This is a genomic window from Pseudomonas sp. XP2 (assembly GCF_053557975.1).
In genome coordinates, this window is the sequence record NZ_JBNRIK010000005.1 from 181,464 (window position 1) to 186,576 (window position 5,113).

General features: G+C 61.2%; 3 protein-coding genes and 3 tRNA genes. 2 read left to right on the forward strand and 4 right to left on the reverse strand.

Annotation, left to right across the window (positions count from 1 at the left end):
• Positions 1 to 51: 51 nt before the first annotated feature.
• The 4 genes from ACK1VC_RS08610 to gltX form a co-directional block, all read right to left on the reverse strand.
• Positions 52 to 127 (reverse strand) — tRNA-Glu (locus ACK1VC_RS08610).
• 209 nt (positions 128 to 336) lie between these two features.
• Positions 337 to 412: transfer RNA gene (locus ACK1VC_RS08615), tRNA-Glu, on the reverse strand.
• Positions 413 to 454: 42 nt separating this feature from the next.
• A tRNA-Ala gene (locus ACK1VC_RS08620) sits at positions 455 to 530 on the reverse strand.
• A 334-nt stretch (positions 531 to 864) separates the two neighbouring features.
• Entirely contained in the window at positions 865 to 2,346 is a 1,482-nt protein-coding gene (gene gltX, locus ACK1VC_RS08625) for a glutamate--tRNA ligase (RefSeq protein ID WP_016485504.1), read from the reverse strand.
• Positions 2,347 to 2,489: 143 nt separating this feature from the next.
• Between gltX and ACK1VC_RS08630 the strand changes: the two genes are divergently transcribed.
• Both ACK1VC_RS08630 and ACK1VC_RS08635 read left to right on the forward strand, forming a co-directional pair.
• On the forward strand, positions 2,490 to 3,545 hold the full coding sequence (locus tag ACK1VC_RS08630; RefSeq protein ID WP_449117940.1) for an HlyD family secretion protein: 1,056 nt from the start codon (positions 2,490 to 2,492) through the stop codon (positions 3,543 to 3,545).
• The gene (locus tag ACK1VC_RS08635; RefSeq protein WP_016485502.1) at positions 3,535 to 5,085 is read left to right on the forward strand and encodes an MDR family MFS transporter; all 1,551 of its coding nucleotides are present in this window, start codon (positions 3,535 to 3,537) and stop codon (positions 5,083 to 5,085) included. Before ACK1VC_RS08630 ends, ACK1VC_RS08635 begins: the two co-directional genes overlap by 11 nt.
• Positions 5,086 to 5,113 lie beyond the last annotated feature (28 nt).

A 5,113-nucleotide genomic window follows, 5' to 3' on the forward strand; every position in this document is an offset into this window, starting at 1 on the left:
GATTTCTAGCCTCGCGGCCCAGCGACAAGTGCACCATCGCTTGTGTAAAACTGGCGTCCCCTAGGGGACTCGAACCCCTGTTACCGCCGTGAAAGGGCGGTGTCCTAGGCCACTAGACGAAGGGGACGAACCTTCTTACCTTCAAGACCCGGTTGCTGGACCCGGTCTTGCTTGCCAGCCTTGACTGACAAGCGGAATTTGGTGGAGCTAAGCGGGATCGAACCGCTGACCTCCTGCATGCCATGCAGGCGCTCTCCCAGCTGAGCTATAGCCCGAAACAAAAGGCTCATCAATAATCGACGAGCCTTTTTAAGCCCTGCAAAACGCAGGAAAAAGTGGCGTCCCCTAGGGGACTCGAACCCCTGTTACCGCCGTGAAAGGGCGGTGTCCTAGGCCACTAGACGAAGGGGACGTAACCTTCGTGCCGATCCGCTTACGCGAACCGCGGCAAAATTGGTGGAGCTAAGCGGGATCGAACCGCTGACCTCCTGCATGCCATGCAGGCGCTCTCCCAGCTGAGCTATAGCCCCACAATGTCGCTTTGAACTGAACCGCTGGCTGGGTGCCTGACGATTCGTTTTCGTTCATCGCTGTGGACGGGGCGCATATTAAGATCGGATTGCAGGGCTGTCAAACGAAATTTTGAAAATATTCAAAAGTTTTTTCACAGATAACAATCACTTACCGCCCTGCCCCAGCAAAACCTCACCCTCGAACCCTTGTACGAGCGGCGTTGTGTCGCGATAGGACCGCAGCGCGGTCCCACAATCTTCGCCTTGAAGCAAAATCATCGGGGCCGCTTTGCGGCCCTTTCGCGGCACACGGCTGCTACTACACGGTTCAGCGGCAGCTTTCAAAACACCGTCAAGCGATAGAAGCCAGCAGCTTTTCCCACTCTTTGTTTTCTTTCTTCGAAACGCCACCCAGCAGGTCCAAGGCCTGGCGCAGGCGATAGCGGGTCAGGTCGGGGCCGAGGATTTCCATGGCGTCCAGTACCGACACCGAGCTGGCCTGGCCGGTAATGGCGGCGAACATCAGCGGCATCGCATCACGCAACTTCAGCTCCAGCGCCTCGACCACGGCCTGGATGCAGCCGGTGATGCGCTCTTTTTCCCACTGGCGCAGGCTTTCGAGCTTCCACAGGATCAGCTGGATCACCTGGCGCACCTGGTCGGCCGACAGTTTTTTGCTTTCGAACAGCTTGGCATCCAGTTTCAGCGCGCCTTCAAAGAAGAACCCGCCCAGCGGGGCAACCTGGCTGAAGGTCTCGACCCGGCCCTGCACGTGCGGGGCAATCTTCATCATGTAGTCGCTGTTGAATGCCCACTTCTGCAGCCGTGTGGCGAATTCCTCGACCGGCAGTTCGCGCAACCACTGGCCGTTGAGCCAGGACAGTTTCTCGATGTCGAAGATCGGGCCACCCAGCGAAATACGCGACAGGTCGAAGTGCTCGACCATTTCGTCCAGCGAGAACTTCTCGCGCTCGTCCGGCATCGACCAGCCCATGCGGCCCAGGTAGTTGAGCATCGCCTCAGGCATGAAGCCCATGCGCTCGTAGAAGGTCACCGAGGTCGGGTTCTTGCGTTTGGACAGCTTGGACTTGTCCGGGTTGCGCAGCAGCGGCATGTAGCACAGCTTGGGCTGCTCCCAGCCGAAGTATTCGTACAACTTGATCAGCTTGGGCGCCGACGGCAGCCACTCTTCGCCACGCAGTACGTGGGTGATGCCCATCAGGTGGTCGTCCACCACGTTGGCCAGGAAGTACGTCGGCAGGCCGTCGTTCTTCATCAGCACCTGCATGTCCATGCGGTCCCATGGGATCTCGACATCGCCACGCAGCATGTCCGGTACCACGCAGACACCTTCGCTCGGCACCTTCATGCGGATCACATGTGGCTCGCCGGCGTCCAGGCGGCGCTGCACTTCTTCGGCGCTCAACAGCAGCGCGCGGCCGTCGTAGCGCGGGGTTTCGCCGCGGGCCTGTTGCTCGGCACGCATTTGCTCCAGCTCTTCGGCGGTGCAGAAGCAGTAGAAGGCATGACCGGCATCCACCAGCTGCTTGGCATACTTCGCGTAGATCTCGCCACGCTCGCTCTGCCGGTACGGGCCGTGCGGGCCGCCCACATCCGGGCCTTCGTTCCATTCGATGCCGAGCCAGCGCAGGGCGTCGAAGATCTGCTGTTCCGACTCGCGCGTGGAGCGCAGCTGGTCGGTGTCTTCGATGCGCAGGATGAACTCACCGCCGTGCTGCTTGGCAAAGCAGTAGTTGAACAGGGCGATGTAGGCAGTGCCGACATGGGGGTCGCCGGTAGGCGATGGCGCGATACGCGTACGTACGGTGGTCATGGAAGGTCTCGAACTGAAGATGAAACAAAGGCGGGATGTTAGCAGGAGGCAGGCACCGGGCTCCAGCAATGGCGCGAACGTCACTTGTCGACAGCCCCTGCAGCGCTGTTAAATTTGTTTACATTTCTGGAACGATAGTGCCCATGCCTGCCCAACTCAAACGTCGCCTGCTGGTCTTCTTCACCCTGGTGGCCATCATCGCCCTCGCCTTTCTGGCCCACTGGTACTTCAAGGGCCGCTTCTACGAGAGTACCGACAACGCCTACGTACAGGGCGAGATCACCCGTATTTCCAGCCAGCTGGGCGCACGTATCGAGGCGGTGCCGGTCGAGGACAACCAGCATGTCAACAAAGGTGACCTGCTGGTGCGCCTGGAAGTAGCAGACTTCGAGCTGGCGGTTGACCGCGCCCGCGCTACCCTGGCTACCCGCGAAGCAGAATACGCGCAAGCGCAAAGCCGCCTGACCCAGCAGGGTAGCCTGATCGCCGCCGGGCAGGCGCAGGTGGCAGCCAACCAAGCCACGTTCGAGCGCTCGCGGGTGGACCTGAGCCGTGCCGAAAAGCTGCGCAAGCCAGGCTTCATATCCGAAGAGCGGGTCACCACCCTGTCGGCGGACAGCCATGTCGCCGGCTCTCAGGTCGACAAAGCCCGCGCCGACCTGCAAAGCCAGCGCCAGCAGGTCAACGCCCTGAACGCCGACCTCAAACGCCTTGATGCACAGATCGCCAACGCCCGCGCCGACCTGGCACAGGCCGAACTGAACCTGACCCGCTGCGAAATCCGCGCGCCGATCAGCGGCACCATCGGCCAGCGCAACGCGCGCAATGGCCAGGTGGTGCAGGCTGGCGCCTACCTGCTGTCGATCGTGCCCGACGAAGACATCTGGGTGCAGGCCAACTTCAAGGAAACCCAGATCGGCCGGATGCAGCCCGGGCAACGCGCCGAGCTGCTGTTCGACAGCTGCCCGGATACCCCCATCGAAGGCCGGGTCGACAGTGTCTTCGCTGCCTCGGGCGCGCAATTCAGCCTGCTGCCACCCGACAACGCCACCGGCAACTTCACCAAGGTGGTACAGCGCATCCCGGTGAAACTCACCTTCAGCGCCGACAACCCGCTGCACGGGCGCATTCGCCCCGGCATGTCGGTGACTGCCACCGTCGACCTGCGCAGCGAAAGCGAAGGCCACAATGGCCGGTGATCAATTGCTCCGGCCCACCGCTGAGCCCACCCGCCGCGACTGGATCGCGGTAATGAGCGTGATGCTCGGTGCGTTCATGGCGGTGCTGGATATCCAGATCACCAATTCGTCGCTGAAAGACATCCAGGGCGCACTGTCAGCGACGCTGGAGGAAGGCTCATGGATTTCCACCTCGTATCTGGTGGCGGAAATCATCATGATCCCGCTGACTGCCTGGCTGGTGCAGTTACTCTCGGCGCGGCGCCTGGCGGTGTGGGTTTCTGCAGGGTTTCTGTTGTCGTCACTGCTGTGCTCGATGGCCTGGAACCTGGAGAGCATGATCCTGTTCCGCGCCCTGCAAGGCTTTACCGGCGGCGCACTGATCCCGCTGGCGTTTACCCTTACCCTGATCAAGCTGCCCGAACACCACCGCGCCAAAGGCATGGCGATGTTCGCCATGACCGCCACGTTCGCCCCCTCCATCGGCCCCACGCTGGGCGGTTGGCTGACTGAGAACTGGGGCTGGGAGTACATCTTCTACATCAACATCCCGCCCGGCCTGGTGATGATTGCCGGTCTGATGTATGGGCTGGAGAAGAAAGAGGCGCACTGGGAACTGCTGAAAAGCACCGATTACGCAGGCATCGTCACCCTGGGCCTGGGGTTGGGCTGCCTGCAGGTGTTTCTCGAAGAAGGCCACCGCAAGGACTGGCTGGAGTCGAACTTGATCGTTGGCCTGGGCAGCATCGCCCTGATCAGCCTCATCACCTTCGTCATCCTGCAGTTTTCCAAGCCGCACCCGCTGATCAACCTGCGCATTCTCGGTAACCGCAACTTCGGCTTGTCGAGCATCGCCAGCCTGGGCATGGGCGTAGGCCTGTACGGGTCAATCTACCTGTTGCCGCTGTACCTGGCGCAGGTGCAGGGTTACAACGCCCTGCAGATCGGCGAGGTGATCATGTGGATGGGTGTCCCGCAGCTGTTCCTGATCCCGTTGGTGCCGCAACTGATGAAGGTGGTGTCACCCAAAGTGTTGTGCGCCTTGGGGTTCTGCCTGTTCGGCGCCGCCAGTTTCGGTTCGGGGGTGCTGAACCCGGACTTTGCCGGGCCGCAATTCAACCAGATCCAGATCATCCGCGCCCTGGGCCAGCCGATGATCATGGTGACCATTTCGCTTATCGCCACGGCTTACATCCAGCCGCAGGATGCGGGGTCGGCATCGAGCCTGTTCAATATCCTGCGTAACCTGGGGGGTGCGATTGGTATCGCCTTGCTGGCCACGTTGCTGGATGCGCGGACCAAGGTGTATTTCGATTACCTGCGCGAATCGGTAGTGCCGAGCAACCCACAGGTGGCAGAACGGCTGGCGCAACTGGCGGAGCGCCTGGGCAATGACAATGCAGCGCTGGGCAAGCTGAGCGAGATTACCCATCAGCAGGCCATGATCATGGCCTACAACGATGCTTTCCACTTTGTCGGGATCGGGTTGGCGGTGAGCATGGTGGCAGTGTTGCTGACCCGCAAGCTGCCGGCGGGGTTGAAGGCTGGGGAAGCTCACTAGCTTGTACTGGCCCTATCGCCGGCAAGCC

Bases quoted from the DNA above. Each gene is read 5' to 3' on its own strand.
- gltX (WP_016485504.1), bottom strand. From the start codon at position 2,346: ATGACCACCGTACGTACGCGTATCGCGCCATCGCCTACCGGCGACCCC.
- ACK1VC_RS08635 (WP_016485502.1), top strand. From the start codon at position 3,535: ATGGCCGGTGATCAATTGCTCCGGCCCACCGCTGAGCCCACCCGCCGC.
- ACK1VC_RS08630 (WP_449117940.1), top strand. From the start codon at position 2,490: ATGCCTGCCCAACTCAAACGTCGCCTGCTGGTCTTCTTCACCCTGGTG.